1 protein-coding gene is annotated in these 805 nt (G+C 40.2%); it reads right to left on the reverse strand.

Annotated features, from left to right (window positions below):
• Positions 1-268 precede the first annotated feature (268 nt).
• Complete coding sequence (locus tag QTO06_RS25300) at positions 269-643, reverse strand: hypothetical protein (protein ID WP_038970044.1); 375 nt, start codon at positions 641-643, stop codon at positions 269-271.
• Between the last annotated feature and the right edge of the window lie 162 nt (positions 644-805).

An 805-nucleotide genomic window follows, 5' to 3' on the forward strand; every position in this document is an offset into this window, starting at 1 on the left:
GAACCTTTCGAATCTCTTTCCCCACTATCTATAACAACCTCTTTCTCTTCAGACATAACACACCTCTCGTCGTCACAATAATTAAGAGTAACAAGGAACTATCGCTATTCTAGTGTAGGGCAGATTATGCAAAAATACACATAACGCCCAATTAAGGGGTGAACAACGCCTCCACCCAAACCTAAAGTATTGTGCCATAAACACCAAAATTGAAGTAGAAGCAAAAGTGCCAAGCGTTGTGAATCCCTCTTAAATTGCTTGTTATAGCTCAAGCGTAAACGTATTGCTCAACTCTCTTACCCCGGTCATCAACTGTAACGGCTTTAACATACACCTGATGATTTTCAGCCATGTAGACTTGGAGATAAAACTCTTTAAGGCGATCTAAGGAAACATTGTGACTAGCTGCATGTTTAGGAAGCCATTCTCGGTAGTAACCTATTGATTTTCTAATTCTCGGAGTAAGCCTAAACAACTCCTCTGTACGAACTGGAACCCAAGAAATCTGAACTGGCTTACCTTTGTTCAGGCGAGCTAAAGTATATAAATCTTCAAATATAAATGCGTCATCAACATAGTTGCACCCACCAACAAATGAGTGAGTGAAGTTGTGAGCCATTGATTTAATTAACTTATACTTCATGCTGTCCCTGAGCTATAACGCCCAATTAAGGGGTGAACAACGCCTCCACCCAAACCTAAGCCATTGTGCCATAAACACTAAATTTGAAGTAGAAGCAAAAATGCCAAGCGTTGTGAATCCCTCTTAAATTGCTTGTTAGGTGCGTAGCCAAAGTTGGTAAAA

This window comes from Vibrio sp. M260121 (assembly GCF_036533715.1).
Taxonomy (GTDB): Bacteria; Pseudomonadota; Gammaproteobacteria; order Enterobacterales; family Vibrionaceae; genus Vibrio.

Excerpts from the sequence above, each read along its gene's own strand:
- QTO06_RS25300 (WP_038970044.1), bottom strand. The coding sequence starts at position 643 with ATGAAGTATAAGTTAATTAAATCAATGGCTCACAACTTCACTCACTCA.